Origin of the sequence: Kitasatospora sp. NPDC127111 (genome assembly GCF_042677465.1) — a bacterium.
In the GTDB taxonomy this organism is placed as follows: Bacteria; Actinomycetota; Actinomycetes; order Streptomycetales; family Streptomycetaceae; genus Kitasatospora.
In genome coordinates this window covers 1-21,131 of record NZ_JBHXTG010000098.1, presented here as the reverse complement: position 1 = coordinate 21,131, position 21,131 = coordinate 1, and the positions used below count along the sequence as shown (strand labels likewise).

General features: G+C 73.5%; 18 protein-coding genes and 1 tRNA gene. 11 read left to right on the top strand and 8 right to left on the bottom strand.

What is annotated here, in order from left to right; all coding sequences use genetic code 11:
- Positions 1-63 precede the first annotated feature (63 nt).
- Positions 64-456, top strand: coding sequence for a dihydroxyacetone kinase phosphoryl donor subunit DhaM (dhaM, locus tag ACFVHB_RS36325; RefSeq protein ID WP_380331050.1), 393 nt, complete (start codon positions 64-66; stop codon positions 454-456).
- Positions 457-538: 82 nt separating this feature from the next.
- Here dhaM and ACFVHB_RS36320 read toward each other — a convergent pair whose 3' ends face one another.
- Positions 539-2,254 carry a bifunctional 3'-5' exonuclease/DNA polymerase gene (locus ACFVHB_RS36320; RefSeq protein WP_380331047.1) on the bottom strand — a complete coding sequence of 572 codons (1,716 nt, stop codon included), beginning with the start codon at positions 2,252-2,254 and terminating at the stop codon, positions 539-541.
- 237 nt (positions 2,255-2,491) lie between these two features.
- On the opposite strand from ACFVHB_RS36320, the gene ACFVHB_RS36315 reads away from it, so the two are divergent.
- A complete protein-coding gene (locus tag ACFVHB_RS36315) occupies positions 2,492-4,516 on the top strand; it encodes a M3 family metallopeptidase (RefSeq protein WP_380331044.1) in 2,025 nt (674 codons plus the stop codon).
- Positions 4,517-4,566: 50 nt separating this feature from the next.
- Here ACFVHB_RS36315 and ACFVHB_RS36310 read toward each other — a convergent pair whose 3' ends face one another.
- Positions 4,567-6,078 (bottom strand): cellulase family glycosylhydrolase, encoded by a 1,512-nt coding sequence (locus ACFVHB_RS36310; RefSeq protein ID WP_380331041.1) that lies wholly within the window; start codon positions 6,076-6,078, stop codon positions 4,567-4,569.
- A 235-nt stretch (positions 6,079-6,313) separates the two neighbouring features.
- On the bottom strand, positions 6,314-6,955 hold the full coding sequence (locus ACFVHB_RS36305) for a TetR family transcriptional regulator (protein ID WP_380331038.1): 642 nt from the start codon (positions 6,953-6,955) through the stop codon (positions 6,314-6,316).
- 127 nt (positions 6,956-7,082) lie between these two features.
- Here ACFVHB_RS36305 and ACFVHB_RS36300 point away from each other — a divergent pair, with 127 nt between their 5' ends.
- Positions 7,083-8,303: an acyl-CoA dehydrogenase family protein gene (locus tag ACFVHB_RS36300; protein WP_380331035.1), complete on the top strand. Its 1,221-nt coding sequence runs from the start codon at positions 7,083-7,085 to the stop codon at positions 8,301-8,303.
- Between the two features lie 5 nt (positions 8,304-8,308).
- On the opposite strand, the gene ACFVHB_RS36295 is transcribed toward ACFVHB_RS36300, so the two are convergent.
- The 3 genes from ACFVHB_RS36295 to ACFVHB_RS36285 all read right to left on the bottom strand — a co-directional run bounded on the left by ACFVHB_RS36295 (position 8,309) and on the right by ACFVHB_RS36285 (position 10,736).
- Positions 8,309-8,896: a hypothetical protein gene (locus ACFVHB_RS36295; protein ID WP_380331032.1), complete on the bottom strand. Its 588-nt coding sequence runs from the start codon at positions 8,894-8,896 to the stop codon at positions 8,309-8,311.
- 144 nt (positions 8,897-9,040) lie between these two features.
- Positions 9,041-9,850, bottom strand: a complete 810-nt coding sequence (locus ACFVHB_RS36290; protein ID WP_380331029.1) for an enoyl-CoA hydratase/isomerase family protein — start codon at positions 9,848-9,850, stop codon at positions 9,041-9,043.
- Positions 9,851-10,052: 202 nt separating this feature from the next.
- Positions 10,053-10,736, bottom strand: a complete 684-nt coding sequence (locus ACFVHB_RS36285; RefSeq protein WP_380331026.1) for a TetR/AcrR family transcriptional regulator — start codon at positions 10,734-10,736, stop codon at positions 10,053-10,055.
- 251 nt (positions 10,737-10,987) lie between these two features.
- On the opposite strand from ACFVHB_RS36285, the gene ACFVHB_RS36280 reads away from it, so the two are divergent.
- Complete coding sequence (locus tag ACFVHB_RS36280; RefSeq protein WP_380331023.1) at positions 10,988-12,460, top strand: MFS transporter; 1,473 nt, start codon at positions 10,988-10,990, stop codon at positions 12,458-12,460.
- Positions 12,461-12,626: 166 nt separating this feature from the next.
- Here the strand turns inward: ACFVHB_RS36280 and ACFVHB_RS36275 are convergent, their stop codons facing one another.
- A complete protein-coding gene (locus tag ACFVHB_RS36275; protein WP_380331020.1) occupies positions 12,627-13,175 on the bottom strand; it encodes a GNAT family N-acetyltransferase in 549 nt (182 codons plus the stop codon).
- A gap of 76 nt (positions 13,176-13,251) precedes the next feature.
- Here ACFVHB_RS36275 and ACFVHB_RS36270 point away from each other — a divergent pair, with 76 nt between their 5' ends.
- A complete protein-coding gene (locus ACFVHB_RS36270; RefSeq protein WP_380331017.1) occupies positions 13,252-13,863 on the top strand; it encodes a TetR/AcrR family transcriptional regulator in 612 nt (203 codons plus the stop codon).
- 328 nt (positions 13,864-14,191) lie between these two features.
- Here ACFVHB_RS36270 and ACFVHB_RS36265 read toward each other — a convergent pair.
- Positions 14,192-14,264, bottom strand: a tRNA-Arg gene (locus ACFVHB_RS36265).
- 633 nt (positions 14,265-14,897) lie between these two features.
- Between ACFVHB_RS36265 and ACFVHB_RS36260 the strand changes: the two genes are divergently transcribed.
- The 6 genes from ACFVHB_RS36260 to ACFVHB_RS36235 form a co-directional block, all read left to right on the top strand.
- Positions 14,898-15,449 (top strand): single-stranded DNA-binding protein, encoded by a 552-nt coding sequence (locus tag ACFVHB_RS36260; protein ID WP_380331014.1) that lies wholly within the window; start codon positions 14,898-14,900, stop codon positions 15,447-15,449.
- A 347-nt stretch (positions 15,450-15,796) separates the two neighbouring features.
- Positions 15,797-17,233 (top strand): Cys-Gln thioester bond-forming surface protein, encoded by a 1,437-nt coding sequence (locus tag ACFVHB_RS36255; RefSeq protein ID WP_380331011.1) that lies wholly within the window; start codon positions 15,797-15,799, stop codon positions 17,231-17,233.
- A gap of 363 nt (positions 17,234-17,596) precedes the next feature.
- Complete coding sequence (gene ettA, locus ACFVHB_RS36250) at positions 17,597-19,261, top strand: energy-dependent translational throttle protein EttA (protein ID WP_380331008.1); 1,665 nt, start codon at positions 17,597-17,599, stop codon at positions 19,259-19,261.
- A 109-nt stretch (positions 19,262-19,370) separates the two neighbouring features.
- A complete protein-coding gene (locus ACFVHB_RS36245) occupies positions 19,371-19,829 on the top strand; it encodes an acyl-CoA thioesterase (RefSeq protein WP_380331005.1) in 459 nt (152 codons plus the stop codon).
- Positions 19,830-19,920: 91 nt separating this feature from the next.
- A complete protein-coding gene (locus tag ACFVHB_RS36240; protein ID WP_380331003.1) occupies positions 19,921-20,631 on the top strand; it encodes a hypothetical protein in 711 nt (236 codons plus the stop codon).
- An 89-nt stretch (positions 20,632-20,720) separates the two neighbouring features.
- Positions 20,721-21,131: transposase (locus ACFVHB_RS36235; RefSeq protein WP_380331000.1), on the top strand; the 411-nt coding region annotated here is incomplete at its 3' end.

Genomic DNA, 21,131 nt, shown 5'->3' with positions numbered 1-21,131 from the left:
GTGGCTCGGGGCGCGGGGGGTGTCACCCTTGCGGAGCAGCGGGCGGGCCGTAGGGTCGGCGGTATGAGCGACTACGTGGGCATCGTCCTGGTCTCGCACAGCGCGCAGCTGGCCGCCGGGCTGCGGGAGCTCCTGGCGGAACTCGCCTCGGACGCGGTGCGGGTGGTGGTGGCGGCCGGGACGGAGGAGGGCGGGCTCGGCACCAGCTACGACCTGATCGCGCGGGCCGTCGCGGAGGCGGACGGCGGGGCGGGCGTGGTGGTGCTGCCGGACCTCGGCAGTTCGGTGCTGACCGCCGTCACGGTCCTGGAGGACGAGCCGCGGCCGGGCGTGGTGCTGGTGGACGCGCCGTTCGTGGAGGGGGCCGTCTCCGCGGCGGTGACCGCCTCGACCGGCGCGGCGCTGGCCGAGGTGGTCGCGGCGGCCGAGGAGGCGCGGGCCTTCCGCAAGCTCTGAGGGCCGGAAGCGCTGGCAGGTCGGAAGCGCTGGGCGGCCGGAAGCGCTGGGCGGCCGGAAGCGCCGGGCGGAGCCGCCGGGGCTACTTGGCGTCGGCGTAGCAGTCCACGATCGCGGTGCTGAGCGGGAAGCGGACCGGGGTGTCCCCGAACACCAGCAGCCGGGCCTCGTCGGCGGCGGCGGTGACGGCGCCGGCCACCTCGTCGGCGAGGTTGGCCGGGGTGTGCACCATCACCTCGTCGTGCTGGAAGAACACCAGGTGCGGCCGTTCGGCCGGCCCGGCCACCGGCAGCTCGTTCAGCCGGCGGCGCAGCGCGGCGAGCAGGGCGAGCGCCCAGTCGGCGGCGCTGGCCTGGATCACGAAGTTGCGGGTGAACCGGCCGCGGGCGCGGGCCGAGCGGCCGCCGGCGTCCCCCGCGGTCTCCGGGGACTCGGTGAGGTCGAGCCAGTCGGCGGAGGGCGGCGGGCAGACCCGGCCGAGCCGGGAGACGACCACGCCGCCGTCCTCGCCGGTGCGGGCGGCCGCCTCGACGTAGCCCATCGCGGCCGGGTAGCGGCGGCGCAGGGTGGCGAGCAGCGGGCCGATGTCGCCGCTGGTCTGGCCGTACATGGCGCCGAGCAGGCCGAGCTTGGCCTTGTCGCGGTCGCCCTGGAAGGCGGAGGCGGCGAGCGCCTCGTACAGGTCGCCGCCGGCGGCGGTGCGGGCCAGGCCGGCGTCCTGGGAGAGGGCGGCGAGGACGCGCGGCTCCAACTGGGCGGCGTCGGCGACGACCAGCAGCCAGCCCGGGTCGGCGACCACGGCCCGGCGCAGGATGCGCGGGATCTGCAGGGCACCGCCGCCACGGCTGGCCCAGCGGCCGGAGACCACGCCGCCGACCACGTACTCGGGCCGGAACCGGCCGCCGCGGGCCCAGGCGTCCTGCCAGGCCCAGCCGTGCGCGGCGTGGATCCGGGAGAGCTCCTTGTAGCGGACCAGCAGCCGGGCGGCCGGGTGGTCCACCGCCTTCAGCTCCCAGGACCGGGTGGAGCCGAGTTGGATGCCGCGCTCGGCGAAGGCGCGCAGCACCTGGCTGTGCGAGTCGGGGTTGAACGGGCGGCCGCCGAGGGCCTGCTGGAGCTTGGCGGACAGCTCGGCGAGCAGCTTGGGCCGGCTCCCGGGGACGGTCGGGCGGGGGCCGAGCAGCTCGGTGAGCAGCCGGTCGTGGACGTCGGCGCGCCAGGGCAGGCCGTCGTGCGCCATCTCGGCGGCGACCAGGGCGCCGGCCGACTCCGCGGCGGCCAGCAGCCGGAACCGGGAGCGCGCGGCCGGGTCGGCGATCGCGGCGAGCCGGCGCTGCTGCTCGGCGTGGACGGCGACCACGGCGGCCAGCGGGTCGGCGCCGGGCGGCAGCTGCAGGCGGTCGGGGGCGAACAGGCCGTCCTGGCCGTCGTCGGACTCGGCGGAGCCGGGCTCGGGCAGGTCGGCCGGGACGGGCAGGCCGCGCAGCCGGGCCCAGGCGGCGCCGAGCGAGCGGGGCGCGCCGAACCGGCCCTCGTGGGCCAGCAGCAGCGCCTCGACCAGCCGCAGGTCGTGGCAGCGGGCGAGCCGGTCGGGCAGCCGGGGGAGGAGCGGGGCGTAGGCGCTGTCGGCGGCGGCCCAGACCCAGCGCACGGCGCCCTCCCGCTCGGCGGCGGCGACGGCGCGGGCGAGGTCCGGGGCGGTGGTGGGCGGGCCGAGCGGGGTGCCGGCGTCGTCGAGGGGCTGGAGCCGGCCGCCCGGGCCGTGCGGGTCGGGGACGAGGGCGATCCGGGGTGCCACGGGGGCTCCTCCTCTCGGGCGGACGGGCTGGGACCTCGACCGTAACCGGTGGGTACGACAACGCGGCCCCGGCGCGGGCGCCGGGCGGTGGCCGAGGTGCCCCGGTGGCGGGCCGCCCGTGGCGTCCCGGCGCGCACCCCGCAGTGTGCGCCCTGTCGTGCGCCGGGGCCCGGGCGGTGCGCCGCCGCCCGGGACGGACCGTAGGCAGCGCCGGTGACACGGCGTAGGGTTCGCGAAGTGACCGAGAACCCGTTCTTCAAGCCCAGCACCCTGGTCTACGAACTGCCGCCTTTCGCCGAGATCCGGGAAGAGCACTACCTGCCCGCCTTCGAGCGCGGGATGGCCGAGCAGCTCGCCGAGATCGCCGCGATCACGGCCGATCCGGAGCCGCCGACCTTCGACAACACGCTGATCGCGCTGGAGCGCTCCGGCGCGCTGCTGCGGCGGGTTCGGGCGGTCTTCGACAACCAGTCCGCCGCGGACACCACGCCGCTGGTGGACCGGGTGGACGCCGAGATCAGCCCGCGGCTGGCGGCGCACCGGGACGCGATCCAGCTGGACGCCGCGCTGTTCGCCCGGATCGAGGAGCTGCACGGCCGCCGTGCCGAGCTGGGCCTGGACCCGGAGTCGCTGCGGCTGCTGGAGCGCCGGCACACCGCCTTCGTCCGGGCCGGTGCCCGGCTGGGCGCCGCCGAGCAGCAGCGGCTGCGCGAGCTGAACGCGGAACTGGCCACCGCCGCCGCGACCTTCCGGCAGAACGTGTCGGCCGACTCGAAGGCCCGCGCGCTGGTGCTGGACTCGGCCGAGGAGCTGGCCGGGCTGTCGCCGGACGCGATCGCCGCCGCCGCCGAGAACGGCCGGACGCTCGGCCACGACGGCAAGTACGTGATCAGCCTGAAGAACTTCTCCAACCAGACCGAGCTGGCCTCCCTCACCGACCGCTCGGTGCGCGAGCGGCTGCTGGCGGCCTCGCTGGCCCGCGCGGCCGACACCAACGGCCCGCTGGCGATCCGGATGGCCGCGCTGCGCGCCGAGCGGGCCCGGCTGCTCGGCTACGACACGCACGCCGCCTACGTGGTGGCGGACGAGACGGCGGGCAGCGTCGAGGCGGTGGACGGCCTGCTGTCCCGGCTGGTGCCGCCGGCGGTGGCCAACGCCCGGCGCGAGGCCGCGGAACTGGCGAAGCTCGCGGCCGCCGACGGGATCGAGGAGATCGCCGCGCACGACTGGGCGTACTACTCGGAGCAGGTCCGCCAGGCCTCGTACCAGGTGGACGCCGCGGCGCTGCGCCCGTACCTCGAACTGGAGCGGGTGCTGCGGGACGGCGTCTTCTTCGCCGCCAACCTGGCGTACGGGGTGACCTTCACCGAGCGGCCGGACCTCGTCGCCTACCACCCGGACGTGCGGGTCTTCGAGGTGTTCGAGGAGGACGGCAGTCCGCTCGGGCTCTTCCTCGGCGACTTCCACGCCCGGGAGTCCAAGCGCGGCGGGGCCTGGATGGACGAACTGGTCACCCAGTCGCGGTTGCTGGGGCACCGGCCGGTGGTGATGAACAACCTGAACGTGGCCCGGCCGGCGGCCGGCGAGCCGGTGCTGCTCTCCTGGGACGAGGTGCGCACGCTGTTCCACGAGTTCGGGCACGCGCTGCACGGGCTCTTCTCGGACGTCCGCTACCCGTACTTCGCGGGCCCGGCGGTCCCGCGGGACTTCGTCGAGTTCCCCTCGCAGGTCAACGAGATGTGGATGGTCCGGCCGGAGGTGCTGGCCAACTACGCCAGGCACCACGTGACGGGTGAGCCGCTGCCGGCCGTGCTGGTCGAGCGGATGGCCGCGGCGGAGGCCTTCGGACAGGGCTTCCGGACCGTCGAGTACCTGGCGGCGACGCTGCTGGACTGGGCCTGGCACACCGTGCCGGCGGGCCAGGAGATCGCGGACGCCGAGGAGTTCGAGGCGGCGGCGCTGGCCAAGGCGGGGCTGGCGGTGGCCGCGATCCCGCCGCGCTACCGGACGGCGTACTTCTCGCACATCTTCTCCGGCGGCTACAGCGCGGGCTACTACGCCTACATCTGGTCGGAGGTGCTGGACGCCGACACGGTGGAGTGGTTCGGGAACAACGGGCGGAGCGTGCGGGAGAGCGGCGAGCTGTTCCGCCGCGAGCTGCTGTCGCGCGGGGACAGCCGGGACGCGCTGGACTCCTTCCGCGCGGTGGTCGGGCGCGACCCGCGGACCGGGCCGCTGCTGGCGCGGCGCGGCCTGGCGTAGCGCGGATCCGGTGGTCCGCCCCCGCCGGCGGGGGGCGGACCACGCGGGTTTCAGCGCGGCGTGAGGGTGACGGTGACCGGGGTGCCCGGGCGGGTGTGCGGGAGGCGGACCCGGGCGGTGCCGGCCCGGTCGCCGGCCGGCTGGTCGACGTCCACCCGGGCGTCGGCCGGGGTGACGGTGATCCGCACGCCGGTGGGGAACGCGGCGGCGGGCAGGGCGAGTTCGGTGGCGCGGCCGGTGCCGTCGGCGGTCCACCGGACGGTGTGGCCGGCGGCCGTCGCGGTGGTGCTCGGGGCCGTCCCGGCGAGCGCGGTCGGGTACGGGCCGAAGACCGGCTCGTCGCCGGGCGCCGGGCGGCCGGCCGGGTCGAGCGCGCAGTAGCCGCCGTTGCCCCGGCACCAGTACCACATCGTCCAGCCGGCGGCGAAGCCGTCCATCGCCGCCACCTGCCGGCGGACCAGCTGGGTGTTGCCGGGCCTGCGGGAGTCCGGCGGGCCCCACTCGCCGACCAGGACCGGCAGCCGGTGGGCGGCCGGGTACCCGGTGATCGCCGCGGTGTACTGCTCGACGAAGCCGCCGGACGGGTCCCAGTCGGCGCCGCCCTCGACGGCGGTGTCGTAGAAGTGCGGCGCGTAGCCGAGCCGGGCGCCGCCGGGGCGCGGGTCGGTGAAGCCGGGGAGCCGGGTGGGCACGCCCTGGCCGACCAGGACGGTCGGCTCGACGAACAGCCAGGCCCGGGTGTCGGCCCGGCGCACGGCGGCGATCAGCCGGCGGTACATGTCGGCGAGCCTGCCCTGTTCGAGGGCGGCGGAGGCGGCGGCGAGCACGGCCGGGTCGGTCGGGTCGCCGTCCACCGGGCCGAACGGCTCGTTGAACAGGTCGTAGCCCAACAGTGAGCGGTGGCCGCGCAGTTCGCGGGCGAGCCGGGTGTAGAAGTCGGCCTGCCAGGCGCGCAGGTCGGCGTCGTCGTAGAGGTGCCGGAAGGCGGCCTGGACGGCGGGCTGGAAGTAGCCGGCGAACCAGTCGTCCGGGTCGCTCTCGAAGGGCAGGCCGTCGTCGCGGGTGGCCCACAGCGGGATGCCGCGGTCGCCGCCGCCGAACTTCGGCCCGTAGACGTCCTGGTGGAAGTCGACCAGGGCCAGCACGCCGTACCGGTCGGCCCAGCCGAGCAGCCGGTGCAGGCGGGCCAGCTCGGCCGGGTCGAGCCGGCCGCGTACGGGCTCCAGCCTGGTCCAGGAGACGGCCACCCGGATCAGGGTGAAGCCCTGCCCGGCCAGGGACCTGACGTCCTGCTCGGTGGCCTCGGCGTACTTGTCGAGGTTGAAGCCGCGCAGTTGGAGCCGGCGGCCGGCGGCGTCGGTCAGGCTGGTCCGGCCGTCCGGGTCGGTGGCCGTCCCGGTGGGGAACGCGGCCCGGGGCGGCCCGGTCCAGGACGACGCCGGCTGGAACGACGCGGGCCGGAACGACGCGGGCCGGGCCTCGGCCGGGGTGGCGGCGAGCGGTGCGGTGAGGGCGGTGGTGGCGGCGAGCAGGAGGGCAACGGCGGTGCGGCGCGGGCGCATCGGACCTCGCAGGTTCTCGCGGGCGGAGCCTCGCGGGCTGGGGGTGGGGCCCGATGATGCCCGGCCTGCCGTGTACCGCACAAGAGTCCGGGGGCGATCCAACTGCCGTACGCCGCACGGCGGTAGGGCGCGGCGGTGCGGCACCTCGGCACGCGGCGGTGCGGTACCTCGGCGCGGCGGTACGGGGTGGCGGTCCGGTCGCCGGGATCGGCCGGCGGGGCCGGGCGGCCGGGGTTCAGGTGGCCGGGTCCGCTCCGGTCCCGGGTTCGGCGGCCGGGGCGGGCAGGATCGCGGCCGGCATTTCTCCGGCGGCCGCGAGCCGGCCCCACAGCAGGTCGGCGAGCGCCTGGACCATCCGGGTCCGCGAGCACGGTCTGGACTCCAGCCACCAGTCGCCGGCCGCCAGCACCATGCCGGTGATGCCGCGGCCCCAGGCCTCGGCGAGGAGTTCGCGGTCGGCGCCGAGGTCGACCTGGCTGTCGACAGCCCGGGTGATCTCCTCCGCGATCTGCCGCAGCGCCGGGGCGAGCGCGTGCCCGACGCCGGTCGGGTCGCCCGGCTCGGGGTGGGTGAGCAGCCGGTAGACCTGCGGGCGGGCCTCGATCCCGGCCAGGTAGGTGTCCAGCACGTGCTCGACCCGGTCGCGGCGCTCCAGCGGCTCGTTGAGCGCGGCCCGCACGGCGGCCAGCAGGCCGCTGGTGTGACGTTCGGTCAACGCCCGGATCAGGCCGTTCCGGTCGCCGAAGTGGCGGTACAGGATCGGCTTGGTGATCCCGGCCTCGGCGGCGATGGCGTTCATGCTGGCGCCCGGGCCGTCGCGCTGGATGACCCGGTCGGCGGCGTTGAGCAGTTGCTCGCGGCGGGGCTCTGCGGACATGTGCTGCTCCTGGTGCTGGGCGTTGACATCGGTTACCAATCAGTAGCAGACTCCCTCGATGTTACCCGGGGTAACACCCGGTGTGGTCACGCTTTTCCGCGGCCGCCCCTGCATCGGAGGTTGGATCATGAGCACGTTCTCGCTGGACCCGGGCGCGGACCAGCTCGCCGTACGCGACTGGCTGCACGGCTTCGCCGCCGACGTCATGCGCCCCGCCGCGGCCGAGTGGGACGAGCGCGAGGAGACCCCCTGGCCGGTCATCCAGGAGGCCGCCAAACTCGGCATCTACTCCCTCGACTTCTACGCCCAGCAGTACTTCGACCCGTCCGGCGTCGGCATCCCGATCGCCATGGAGGAGCTGTTCTGGGGCGACGCCGGCATCGGCCTCTCCATCGTCGGGACGACGCTCGCCGCCGTCGCGGTGCTCGCCAACGGCACCGACGAGCAGATCGGCACCTGGGCGCCGCAGATGTTCGGCACCCCGGACGACGTCAAGGTGGCCGCCTTCTGCTCCTCCGAGCCGGACGCCGGCTCCGACGTCTCCGCGCTGCGCACCCGGGCCGTCTACGACGAGGCCAAGGACGAGTGGGTGCTGAACGGCACCAAGACCTGGGCCACCAACGGCGGGATCGCCGCCGTCCACGTGGTGGTCGCCACCGTCGACCCGGCGCTCGGGGCGCGCGGGCATGCCTCCTTCGTGGTGCCGCCGGGCACCCCCGGCCTGTCCCAGGGGCAGAAGTTCAAGAAGCACGGCATCCGCGCCTCGCACACCGCCGAGGTGGTGCTGGACTCCGTCCGGGTGCCCGGCCACTGCCTGCTCGGCGGCAAGGAGAAGCTGGACGAGCGGCTGGCCCGGGCCCGCGAGGGCGTCCGGAGCGGGGGCGGCAGGAACGCCGCGATGGCCACCTTCGAGGCGTCCCGGCCCGCCGTCGGCGCGCAGGCGATCGGCATCGCCCGGGCCGCGTACGAGGTGGCGCTCGACTACGCGAGGACCCGGGTGCAGTTCGGCCGGCCGATCATCGACAACCAGGGCGTGGCGTTCCAACTGGCCGACATGAAGACCCGGATCGACGCGGCCCGGCTGCTGGTCTGGCGGGCGTCCTGGATGGCGGCCAACAACCAGCCGTTCACCTCGGCCGAGGGCTCGATGTCCAAGCTCTACGCGGGCGAGACCGCCAAGTGGGTGACCGCGCAGGCGATGCAGATCCTCGGCGGCAACGGCTTCACCCGGGAGTACCCGGTGGAGCGGATGCACCGGGACAGCGCGATCTACTCGATCTTCGAGGGCACCAGCGAGATCCAGCGGCTGGTCATCGCCCGGGCGATCTCGGGGATGCCGATCCGCTGACGGCCCTACCGGGCGGCCCAGAAAGTGAGTCCGGCGGTGAGCGCGCCCACCACCGCGCCGACGATCGTCTGCGCGGTGGTGTGGTCCCGCAGCACCACCCGGGACCAGCCGATCACCGCGACCAGCGGGTGGAGCAGCAGCCACCACGGGCCGAGCGCGATCGCCAGGCAGACCACGGCGCCGCTCGCCACGGCGGTGTGGATGGAGATCTTCCACCAAACGGTGATCACCAGGATCGGCACCAGCGAGGCGAACATCGCCAGCACCATCGCGGTCAGGTCGGCCGGGGCGTCCAGCCCGAGCATCACCGCGAAGCTGGTCAGCACCGACCCCATGATGAAGGGGAGCACCGTGAGGCGGCGCTGCCGGTGGCCGACGTGCCGGTCCTCCACCGTGCCCTTGCGCATGCCGCGCCGGATGAACAGGGTCGGGATCACGGCGGCGAACAGCGCCGCGAACACCGCCCAGCCGAGCCCCCGCCAGCCGTAGCGCAGGACGCCGAGCAGCGGCAGCACCGCGATGATGACGTTCTTCGGCTCGACGCCGTCGGTGACCCGGCGGGCCCAGGGGGTGGTGCTCGTCGGCGCGGTCATCGCGGTGGTGCTCCTGGCGGTTCGGCTGATTCTGCGGTCCGATGATCGTAATGGTCCGCGACGACGGTCCGTGGGCGAGGCCGGGCGCGAGCGGAGTGGGCCGGGTGCGAGCGGGCCGGTACCCGGGGCGAACCGGAGCGGGGGTCAGAACCGGGGCTGGCGGCCCTCCAGGAACGCGGCGAGGCCCTCGCGGACGTCCGGGGCCTCCCGGGAGCGCAGTTCCCACGGCCGCAGCGCCTCGGCGGCCTCCTCCGGCGGGACGCCCAGCGCGGCCTTGACCGCGCCGATCGTCTGCGGCGAGCGCCGGGTCAGCAGCCGGGCGAACTCCAGGGCGTTCGCGTCCAGTTCGCCGGCGGGCAGGACCCGGTCGGCGAGACCGATCGCGGAGTTGCGCAGGCCCTTCAGCAACTCGCCGGAGAACAGCAGGAACTTGGCCCGGGAGGGGCCCACCAGCCGCGCCAGCCGCAGGGTCGGGACGGCCGGGTAGACCACGCCGAGCTTGGCCGGGGTGATGCCCATCCGCGCGTCGTCCGCCACGAACCGCAGGTCGCAGGCGACGGCCAGCTGGCAGCCGCCGCCGACGCAGGCGCCGTGCACCACCGCGATCGTCGGGTGCGGGAACTCCGCCAGCGCCTCCTCGGCGGCGACGTTGACGGCGTGGTACGCGTCGGCGCGGTCGGGGTCGGCGTAGACCTCGGACAGCTCCTCGATGTCCGCACCCGCGCTGAAGGTGCCGTCCGCGCCGGTGACCAGCAGGGCGCGGACGCCGGGCTCCTCGGCGATCCGGAACAGGACCTTGGGAAGCGCCTGCCAGATCGCCAGGGTGATGGCGTTGCGCCGGTGCGGGCGGGCGAACTGCAGGACGGCGACGCCGTCCTCACCGACGTAGGCGCGCAGGCCGTCGACGTTCGTGGGCAGCGGCGAGCGGTCCCGCGTGAGCAGCTGCTGGTCCATGCGCACCTCCGGAGATCGTGGTGCGGACACTCTCTCAGGCGGGGTGGCGGGGGCGGCGGCGGGGTCGCCGACCGGCGGCGGGCCGGGCGGCCCGCTCGGCCCGGGTCGGGCGGGCGGGCCGGGTCGGGGGCGGACCGGGTCCGGGGCGGACCGGGTCCGGCGGGCGGGCCGGGTCGGGGGCGGACCGGGTCGGGCGGGCCGGTCAGGCGGGGCGGGCGCCGTAGTCGCCGAGGCCGTGCTCGACCAGGGCGAACGCGCGGCGGGCGTTCTCGATCGCCTCCGGCAGCACCTCGGCGGCCCGCTCGCCGGCCAGCATCCGGCGCTGGTTCTCGGAGGTCAACGCCACCCGGACGCCGAGCAGTTGGGAGGCGACGACCTGGCTGAGCAGCCGGTCGCCGGCCGGGTCCTGGGCGAGCAGCTCGGCGGCCAGCAGCTGGCTCGTGGTGTAGGTGAACGAGGTGGACGCGCGCAGGGCCAGCACCGGCGTCCGGTGGATCAGCCGGACCACGGCGATCGTCATCGGGTCGTCGTTGAGGCCGGTCGCCGGGTCGAACGCGGCCAGCGCCGTCAGGAACTGCTCCCGCAGCGCGGCCAGCGCCGAGGTGCCGGGGGCGCGGTCGCGCACCACCTGGGCGGGCTCCCCGGTGTGCTGCTCCATCGGCGCCATGACCAGGTCTTCCTTGGACGGGAAGTAGTTGAAGACGGTCATCTTCGAGACCTCGGCGGCGGCGGCGATCTCGGCGACCGACACCTCGTCGAAGCCCCGCTCGGCGAAGAGGGTGACCGCACTGCGCCAGATCCGGATGGCGGTCTGGCGCTTCTTGCGCTCGCGCAGGCTCAGTCCGTCCTCGGCGGCGCCGGTGGTGATCTCGCTGCTCTTCGCCATGGCCTGACTGTACCAGGCCCAAACATGTACCGGGCACGCATCTGTGCTCGGTAGAAATATGTACCAGGTCGGAAGATTGGTCAGGATGAAGAATTGACCGAGTCAAAAAAGCCTGTCATGGTTGGAGCCGTGCCACCGAGCCGCACCCCCGCGGTACGGCTCCACCGCCGCACGATCCGTGTCCGATCGCCCGAATTCCGCTACCTCCGGGGGGACTTCCGATGGCCGCCACCGCGCCGGCAGCAGCTCTGATGACGGAGCCTCAGCGCAAGCTGGGCATGCTGCTCTGCTTGATCACCATCATCCTGGCCGTGCTCGACATGAACATCGTCTCGGCGGCCACCGTGCCGATCGTCCGGGACCTCGACCCCGTCCACGGCGTCGACCGGCTGCCCTGGCTGGTCAGCGCGTTCGCCCTGGCCGCCACCGCGCTGCTGCCGCTCTACGGCAAGCTCTGCGACGTCTACGGCGCGAAGCGGGTGCTGCTCGGGGCGGTCGGCGCCTTCCTGGCCGGCTCGGCGCTCTGCGGCGCCGCGCAGTCGATGGAGCAGCTGATCGCCTTCCGGGCCGTGCAGGGCATCGGCGGCGGCGGGCTGATGAGCGTGACCATGGTGGTGATGGCCCAGCTCAAGGACCCGGAGGAGGAGAAGAACGGCGGCGGGGGCGGCATGGGCGGCATCGTCGGCGGCGCGGGCATGGCCCTCGGCCCGCTGATCGGCGCGCTGCTCGCCGACCACCTCAACTGGCGCTGGATCTTCTACGTCAACCTGCCGCTCGGGCTGATCGTCATGGTCGGCTCCGCCGTGCTGCTCAAGCTCCCGAAGAACGCCGGCAGCCGCGGCCTGGACTTCCTCGGCGCCACGCTCGCCGCCGCGTTCGCCACGTCGCTGCTGCTGGTCACCGAGTGGGGCGGCAAGGACTACGCCTGGACCTCGCCGGAGATCCTCGCGCTGATCGTCCTCACCCTGGCCTCGCTCGCCCTCTTCCTCTGGCGCCAGGCCACGGCCGAGGAGCCGGTGCTGCCGCTGTCGCTCTTCCGCATCCCGGAGATCCGGATCGGTTTCGCGGTGCAGGGCCTGGTCGGGATGGGCCTGATGGGCGCGATCATGTACGTGATGCTCTACCTGCAGGTCGCCCGGGGCGTCGCCGCGACCTCGGCCAGCCTCTACCTGCTCCCGATGGCGATCGGCATGACGGCGATCGGCATGGTGGTCAACCGGATCACCGCACGGGGCGTGCAGACCCGGACGATCCTGGCCGCCGGCGGGGCCTGCGCCACCGTCGCCCTGCTGCTGCTCGGACTGAGCGGCCCGGACACCTCGCTGTGGCTGGTGCGCGCCGAGCTGGTGCTGCTCGGCGTCGGCCTCGGCCAGCTGATCGGCCAGCTCATCAGCGTCGTGCAGGACGCGGCTCCGGCCCACCGGTTGGGCGTCGCCACCACCGGCATCCGGTTCTTCCAGACGCTCGGCAGCGCGCTGGGTGCGGCGCTCTTCGGCACCCTGCTGGCCCGGGTCTTCGAGAGCGGCGAGCCCGGCACCCCGCTGGGTGCGGTGGGCCGGCTGGCCGGCGCGGCCCGGGTGCACGCGGTGGGGAGCTTCGTCGACGCGGTGGACGTGGTCTTCCTGGCGGCGGCCGGGGTGATGGCCCTGGTCACGGTGTTGGCGCTGCGGCTGCCGCGGCCGGTGGGTCGGCCGGGTGTGGCGGAGCGGGCGCTCGCCGCCTGAGCCCGGCCGGTCGGGGGGCCGGTCGGCGCGGGGCCCGGTGGACTTCGGTCCACCGGGCCCTTCGCGTTGGGCGGTCGGGCGGTCGGGCGGTCGGGCGGTCGGGCGGTCGGCCGGTCCGGTCGGTCCGGTCGGTCGGGTCGGGTCGGACCGGGGCGAGCGGGGCCGGTCAGGCGGAGGGCTTCCACTCGTGGGCGAGGATCGACCAGATCTCCGAGTCGTGGTAGACGCCGTTGAGCTTGTAGGTCTCCCGCAGCGTGCCGTCCAGCGTCAGACCGAGCCGCTGGGCGAGCGACCGGCTGCGGAGGTTGGCCGGGGTGGTGTGCCACTCGATCCGGTGCAGGCCGCGCGTCCTGAAGGCGTAGTCGATCAGGTGGCGGACGGCGGCGGCGACCAGGCCCCGGCCCTCGCCGGCGGGCTCGGTCCAGACCCCGATCTCGGCGACGCCGGTGGCGGCGCTGAAGGACACGAACATCGTGCCGCCGACCAGCGTGCCGTCCAGCCAGATCCCGTAGAGCCGGCCGCTGTCGGCGGCCTGCCGGTCGGCGTAGCCCTGCAGGGTGGCGCGGGCGGACTCGAGGTCGGTGGAGCGGTCGGCCCAGGTGATCCACGGGCTCATGTGCTCGCGGGCGCGGTCCATGTTGGCGAGGAACTCAGCGGCCTGCCACGGTTCCAGCGGGCGCAGCTCGGCGTTGTCGGCGAGCGGGATGGCGAACATGACGGGCCTTTCGAGCGGTGGATGGCTGGGTGGTCCCTACATACATAACAAACGTTTGGTATGTACGATAGCCCCCATGACGCCGGCCCGTGGAGACCATGACGCCCGCCGCCAGGAAGTCTCCGAGGCGGTCTGGCGCGTGCTCTCCGCGCGCGGCTTCGAGGGGCTGACGCTGCGTGCGGTGGCCGCCGAGATGGGCGCCTCCACCGGCCTGTTGACGCACTACTTCCCCAACAAGCGGGCTCTGGTGGCCCATGCGCTGGAGGAGCTGGACCGGCGCTCGCTCGCCCGCCCGCGCCGGACCGCGCCCGCCGACGGCAGCCCGCCGCCGCCCGCCGGACTGCCCCGGCTGCGGGCGGCCCTGCTCGACATCCTCCCGCTGGACGCGCCGGCCACCGCCGGCAACCGGATCTGGGTGGGCTCCTGGGACGTCGCGCTGGCCGATCCGGAGCTGGCGGCCGCGCACGCGGCGCGGTACGCCCGGTCGCGGGACGTGCTGACCGAGCACGTCGCGGAGGCGCAGCGGCTCGGCGAGCTGCTGGACGGGGTGTCCGCGGCGCAGCTCGCGGCGGGGGCGCAGGCCTTCGTGCTGGGGTTGGTGGTGCAGGTCCTGTTCGCGCCGGCGGAGTTCCCGCCCGCCCGGCAGGAGGAGTTGCTCGACGCGTACCTGGCGGGTCTGCAGGTCTGACGCCGGGTGCCCCGGACAGCGGGCGCGGGCCGGGCGGCCCGGTGGCCGCCGCGGCGGGCGGGTGCGTGCCGGGCCGGGTGCGCGAGCCGGGGCGGCCGATTCGCCGGCGGGTTCCGTTCGGGGCCGACTCGTCCGGCGCCTTCGGCCGGGTGGGGCCGGTGTTTCGCGCGGGGTCGTTTCCGGGAGCGCCATTGCCACGCATGGTCACGGGTTATGCGCGTTCGGTGTGCGGGCTTTTCGGGGCGGGTTCCCGCGGGCTTCCCGTCGGCTTCCCGCCGGCCGGCCCGGGTATGGGCCCCGCCGGGGTTCTGGCCTGCGGGAATTCGGGCGCCCCCAGCAGGATTCGAACCTGCGACCTACCGCTTAGAAGGCGGGTGCTCTATCCGCTGAGCTATGGGGGCGGGACGGGCGGCCCTGGTGGGCGTGACCGTTGCCGGGATCGGGCGACGAACGCAGGTGGCGTCCGCTGTCCGGCCCCGTACCTGAGGGTGGGGGTTGGGGGTTGGGGCCCTTGCCCTGTCGGGGACAGGATAAGGGTGTCCAGTTCCTCGGTCGGGTGTAACAACACCGTCGCTGGTGTGTCGGCCCCGGTGGAGCGGTCCGATAATCGCAGGTGAAGGCCGTACGCGCAGCGGTCTGGCGGTCTTCGGGGCCGGACGTTGTGCAGTCGTTACGGGGCTGCCGCCCCACCCGTTATGGATTCGACACGGAGAATGCGCCGCCGTCACCGCGGGTGGGGGGCCGTATTCGGGTTCGTTCGGTCGGATGACGTGCGCGGACGGCCGTTCGGGCCACCCTTGGGGGTGTCCGGGCGGGGCGGGAAGCGGGTCGTTTGTTGTCATGGCCGCGCAGAACTTGGGGGCGAAGGAGCACCGGAAGGCTGAAATTCACCCCTGTGAGTGACGCCGGTTTTCCACAGGGCCGAGTTGTCCACAGGATTTCCGATCTCACTGGTGCGGATTTCTCGGGAAGAGCACTCTCAACTCGCGCCGGTCGATTCCGTACGGTGCACCGGAGAGAACGGAGCGTGTTCTGTGAACGAGACCCAGGTGACGGTCATCGGCAATGTCGCGACCGAGGTGAGCTACACGCAGACGGCCGGTGGTGTCCCGGTGGCGAACTTCCGGCTGGCGTCGACGGAGCGGCGGTACGACCGGCAGAAGGAGGGGTGGGTGGACGGCGAGACGCAGTGGGTGACGGTGACGGCCTGGCGGGCGCTGGCGGGTCACCTGATCGGCTCGCTGGCGAAGGGCGATCCGGTGGTGGTGAGCGGTCGGCTGAGGGTGCGTGAGTGGACGGACGGGACGGCCAGGCGCAGCCGGGTCGAGATCGACGCCAGGTCGGTCGGGCACGATCTCAGCCGTGGCACCGCCGTCTTCAAGTGGGCGGCGGGGGTGCGGGGTGACCCTCCGGGAGCTGCGGACGAGGGCGTGGGCGAGGCCGTGCCCGGGTGGATCGCGGACGCACTGCAGGCGCGGAAGGCCTCCGCGCTGGTGCCGGCCGGGGGTGTCCCGGCGCCCGCGGTGGCGGGGGAGGAGGTGGACGAGGGGGAGCGTGGAGATGAAGGGCAGGTGCCGCTGATCTGACCGGGCGACGATCTCAACTGTCGACAAATATGTTGATCGAGAAGGTGGTTGCGTCCGCACGCGCAATCCGGATCGGATAACAGAAAGTTCCGGTCTTTCTGGCTGATCGTCAGTTTGTGAGGATGCTGGGAGGATTGATAACGATCCAGATACGGAATCGTCCTGATTTCGCATGGGGGTTTGCGCGCCTCTGGGGCTCAATAGGATTCGTCTGGTTCACACACGTGAAGCAGCGCCACAGGGGGCGCGGCAATGCAAGGCGGGCCGCCCATCGGAGCGGCCCGGCCCCGGAGGGATCCCAGATGTTCCAGAAGCAGGGGCGGAGTCTTCCGCGCATAACCACTGTCATGCTCACGACCAGCCTGGTGCTGGGCGGGAGTCTGCTCGCGGCCGGTGCGGCGGTCGCGGCCGACGCACCCGGTGCGGGCGTCTCGGCAGTGCTGCAGTCCAAGATGGTGAGCGAGGAGGTCATCGTCGACGGCCAGGGTGTCCAGGGTGGTCTCTTCACCCTGAAGACGGCCAACGGCGAGATCCAGACGTACTGCATCGACTTCGGCCACCCGGTGAACACCAACGACGGTGTCGAGTACCAGGAGTCGGACTGGAAGTCGAGCTCGCTCGGCGGCAAGGACAAGGCTCCGGCCGCGGCCAAGATCCGCTGGATCCTGGAGAACTCCTACCCGCAGGTGAAGGACCTCAAGAAGCTGGCCGACGCGGCCGGCGTCAAGGGCGACCTCACCGAGCAGGACGCCGCCGCCGGCACCCAGGCCGCGATCTGGAACTTCTCCGACGGCAAGAACGCCGTCCCGACCGACCCGCAGGCGAAGCAGCTGCGGGACTACCTGGTCAGCGACGCCAACAAGGGCATCGCCGCCGAGCCCAAGCCCTCGCTGAGCCTCACCCCGGACTCGGTGTCGGGCAAGCCCGGCAACAAGCTCGGCCCGTTCACCGTCAACTCCAGCGCCTCCGAGGTGAAGCTCTCGGTCTCCGGTGACGCCAAGGACAAGGTGAAGCTGGTGGACAAGGACGGCAAGCCGGTCACCGGCCTGACCGGCCCGGTCGCCAAGGACACCCAGCTGTTCCTGGACGTGCCGGCCGGCACCCCGGACGGCGCCGCCACCGTGACCGCCGACGCCGACACCGTCGTGCCCAGCGGCCGGGTCTTCCTGAGCAAGGGCTACACCCCGGCGAAGCACAGCCAGACCATGATCCTGGCCGGCTCCACCAAGCTCAGCGTCACCGACTCCGCCAAGGCCGCCTGGAAGCAGGGCAAGGGCGCGCTGGTCGACAGCGTCGCCCAGGTCGAGTGCGACGCCAACGGCGTGCGCGTCTCCGTCGCCAACAACGGCGACGAGGCGGGCACCGTCACCGTGACCCCGGGCAAGACGGTCACCGTCCAGCCCGGCAAGGTCGAGAGCCTCGTCGTCCCGGTCGCGGAGGACGCCGCCTACGACATCAAGGTGACCGGCCCGAACAACTTCAGCAAGGAGTTCAAGGGCATCCTGGACTGCAAGGTCTCCACCGGGACCACGCCGACCGGCACCCCCACGGCCACCGCGAGCAAGTCCCCCACCGGCACCCCGTCGGCCTCCGCCACCACCACCGCTGCGCACCCGGTCCCGGCCGGCACCAGCCCGGCCCCCGGCACCACCGGTCTGGCCCAGACCGGTGGTAACGACGCCACCCCGATCATCGCCGCCGTCGCCGGTGGTCTGGTCGTGGCCGGCGGCGCCGCGGTCTTCGTCCTGCGCCGTCGCGGCCGCCACGGTGGCAGCGCCGCCTGAGGCGCCGCGTCACCGGAGGTACCGGGCGCACCGAGGTCCTGAAGCACTGAGGACGTGAGGCGCCCGGGAGCCCGACCCGACCCGGCCCGGCTCCCCGCACCAGCTGCGGGGAGCCGGGCCGAGTCATGCTCCGGCAGCGTCTGGGCAGCGTCCGGGCAGCGTTCGGGGCTGCGTCCGCCCGTCGTCGACCCGTCGTCCACCCATCGCCCGGCCACGTCCGGCCACATCCGGTCCTGTCCGGCAGGTCGGGCGGGAGCCGGATACCCCGGTGGGGCAAGGCGGGCGGTTCGGGGCTCGGGGCCGGGTGCGGCACAATGGAACGCTGCAAGCCGAATACTCCCGACGACGCCGGAGCGATCTCACGTGGCGGAATACATCTACACGATGCGCAAGGTGCGCAAGGCGCACGGAGACAAGGTCATCCTTGACGACGTGACGCTCAGCTTCCTCCCCGGAGCGAAGATCGGCGTCGTGGGCCCCAACGGTGCCGGTAAGTCCACCGTGCTGAAGATGATGGCCGGCCTGGAGCAGCCCTCCAACGGCGACGCCTTCCTCTCGCCCGGTTTCACCGTCGGCATGCTGCTCCAGGAGCCGCCGCTCGACGAGTCCAAGACCGTCCTGGAGAACGTCGAGGACGGCGTCAAGGAGATCAAGGGCAAGCTCGACCGCTTCAACGAGATCGCCGAGCTGATGGCCACCGACTACTCGGACGCCCTGCTCGACGAGATGGGCAAGCTCCAGGAGGAGCTGGACCACGCCGAGGCCTGGGACCTGGACGCCCAGCTGGAGCAGGCCATGGACGCCCTGGGCTGCCCGCCCGGCGACTGGCCGGTCACCAAGCTCTCCGGCGGTGAGCGCCGTCGCGTCGCGCTCTGCAAGCTGCTGCTGGAGGCCCCCGACCTGCTGCTGCTCGACGAGCCCACCAACCACCTGGACGCCGAGTCGGTGAACTGGCTGGAGCAGCACCTGGAGAAGTACAAGGGCACCGTCGTCGCGGTCACCCACGACCGGTACTTCCTGGACAACGTCGCCCAGTGGATCCTGGAGCTCGACCGCGGCCGCGCCTACCCGTACGAGGGCAACTACTCCACCTACCTGGAGACGAAGCAGTCCCGTCTCAAGGTCGAGGGCCAGAAGGACGCCAAGCGCGCCAAGCGGCTCAAGGAAGAGCTGGAGTGGGTCCGCTCCAACGCCAAGGGCCGCCAGGCCAAGTCCAAGGCGCGTCTGGCCCGTTACGAGGAGATGGCGGCCGAGGCCGACAAGATGCGGAAGCTGGACTTCGAGGAGATCCAGATCCCGCCGGGCCCGCGTCTGGGCAGCGTCGTCATCGAGGTCGAGAACCTCAACAAGGCCTTCGGCGAGAAGGTCCTCATCGAGGACCTCAGCTTCACCCTGCCGCGCAACGGCATCGTCGGCGTGATCGGCCCCAACGGCGCCGGCAAGACCACGCTGTTCAAGATGCTCCAGGACCTGGAGACCCCGGACTCCGGCAAGGTCAAGGTCGGCGAGACGGTCAAGATCAGCTACGTCGACCAGTCCCGGGCCAACATCGACCCGAAGAAGACCCTCTGGGAGGTCGTCTCCGACGGTCTGGACTGGATCAACGTCGGCCAGGTCGAGATGCCGTCCCGCGCCTACGTCTCGGCGTTCGGCTTCAAGGGCCCGGACCAGCAGAAGCCGGCCGGCGTGCTCTCCGGCGGTGAGCGCAACCGCCTGAACCTCGCGCTCACCCTCAAGCAGGGCGGCAACCTGCTGCTCCTCGACGAGCCCACCAACGACCTCGACGTCGAGACCCTCTCCTCGCTGGAGAACGCGCTGCTGGAGTTCCCCGGCTGCGCCGTGGTCATCTCGCACGACCGCTGGTTCCTGGACCGGGTGGCCACCCACATCCTCGCCTACGAGGGCGAGAGCAAGTGGTTCTGGTTCGAGGGCAACTTCGAGTCGTACGAGAAGAACAAGATCGAGCGGCTGGGCGCCGACGCCGCCCGCCCGCACCGGGCCACCTACAAGAAGCTGACCCGCGGCTGACACCCAGCTGTCGCAACGGCCCGGCAGACTGCCCTCCGGGGCGGCCTGCCGGGCCGCGGCCCGCCGCCACCCCCGCGCGGCGGGTCACCGGACGTCGAGGAGAACACCCGTGGCACGCCACATCTACGCCTGCCCGCTGCGTTGGTCCGACATGGACGCCTTCGGGCACGTCAACAACGTGGTCTTCCTGCGCTACCTGGAGGAGGCCCGGATCGACTTCATGTTCACCCAGGCCGCCGCGGCCGGCGCCGGGGAGTTCGCGGGCGGTTCGGTGGTCGCGCGCCACGAGATCGACTACAAGCGGCCGCTGGTCCACCGGCCGGAGCCGGTCACCATCGAGACCTGGGTGACCAAGATCGGCGGCGCCTCGCTGACCGTCGCGTACGAGATCAAGGACACCGCCGAGGACGGCACCGAGACGGTCTACGTCCGGGCGTCCACCGTGGTCGTCCCCTACGACCTGGCCGAGGGCCGGCCGCGCCGGATCAGCGCGGTGGAGCGGGAGTTCCTGAGCCGGTACACGGACGACCGCAGCCTGGACGAGCAGCCGGTCGGCGCGGCCGCCTAGGCCCCTGGCGCCCCGGGCCGTCCCGGGCTGTCCCGGCCGTGCGGCTGCGGCTGCGGCCCGCCGGGCCCGTCCACCGACCACTCACACACGGATGCGAGCTGACCCCGCCTTGACCGGTACCGCCCCCCTCGCCCTCGCCGACGCCGGGGAGGCCGCCGACCTGGCCGCCTTCCTGGTCAGGCTGCTGCGCTTCGACAAGGCGGCGGCGGTGCGGTTGCAGGTGGTGGCGAGGCCGGCCGGGGACGGCGTGCTGGCGGTGTTCGGGCGGCTGCCGCTGGGCGGTTCGGGCGCGCTGGCGATCCGCACCGCGCGGCTGTCCGGATCCGCCGAGCCGGCCGACCGGACCGTCTCGGCGGGACAGCTGCTGGACGGCCTGGACGACCGGGCGAACACCGTCACCCTGCCCGCCGCCGTCACCGGCCCGGCCTGGGCCGGCCTGCTGCCGCCGCGCACCGGCTGGCAGCTGCTCGGCGAGCCGCCGGCCGACCGGGTGTACCCGGAACTGATGGCCGGCGTACGGGAGTTCCGCGAGCGCAGCGAGTCCGTTCCGGCGCACCACCGGACCCGCACGGTGCTGGACGGGCTGGCCGACGAGATCTGGTCCCGGCCGGTGAGCGCGCTGCCCGAGCTGCCGCTGCGCGCCGCGCACGCGGCCTACGTGATCGGGTTCCTGACGCCGGGCGCCCCGCTGACCGTGCACCGGGCCGGTGGCTGGTTGCGGTTGAGCGCCCCGGCCGGGTCGGTGGCGGTCCGCACGGCCGCCGCACCGGGCGCCGGGCTGGGGCTCAGCCCCGTCCGCTAGTGCTGTGACCGCATAGGTTCGCCGGGTTGGCGCCGGAGGGCCGTATGCCGGTTGGATGTCGTGAGACGTTCAGCTCGGAAGGGGGCCCAGTGGCGGAGCCGGTCAGGGTTCGCAGACTCACGGAGCAGGAAGGTCAGCAGTTACAGCGGATCGTGCGGCGGGGCAGCACGAGCACGGTGCGCTACCGGCGGGCGATGATGCTGCTGGCGTCGGCCGGCGGCAACCGGGTCCCGGTGATCGCCCAGCTGGTGCAGGCGGACGAGGACACCGTGCGGGACGTGATCCACCGGTTCAACGCGATCGGCCTGGCCTGCCTGGACCCTCGGTGGGCGGGAGGCCGTCCCCGCCATCTCAGTCCTGACGACGAGGACTTCGTCGTCCAGACGGCCACCACCCGCCCGACCCGGCTCGGCCAGCCCTTCACCCGCTGGTCCATCCGCAAACTGCTCGCCTACCTGCGCCGGGTCCACGGCCGGGTGATCCGCATCGGCCGCGAGACC